Annotated in this window: 1 protein-coding gene; it reads right to left on the reverse strand. The window is 55.7% G+C overall.

All coding sequences use genetic code 11. The features are described from left to right. Positions 1-57 precede the first annotated feature (57 nt). Positions 58-296 (reverse strand): hypothetical protein (locus AZSI13_RS17935; protein ID WP_235609682.1); only part of this gene is annotated, 239 nt, incomplete at its 5' end.

Genomic DNA, 296 nt, shown 5'->3' on the forward strand with positions numbered 1-296 from the left:
CCCCCGCCGCGAAAGAAGGCCGAATTATAGGGAGCGTTGCGGGGGTTGTAAACCCTTTTAGGATTTTTTTGCGCATCCGCTGTGAATTTGCACCTTTTTCTCGATAAAGGGCAGTTTTTCCTGCCTGGTGGGGCCGCTTGTTGGAGCAGTGGAGCAGGGGGGGCTTAGCGCCTGTGCCTTACTGAAATGAGGCAGATGGGAGTAGAAAAGCAAAAAGCCAGCATTTCTGCTGGCTTTCTGTTTTTTGTTGGCGGAGCGGACGGGACTCGAACCCGCGACCCCCGGCGTGACAGGCC

The sequence above is a fragment of the Azospira sp. I13 genome, from assembly GCF_003112695.1.
Lineage (GTDB): Bacteria > Pseudomonadota > Gammaproteobacteria > Burkholderiales > Rhodocyclaceae > Azospira.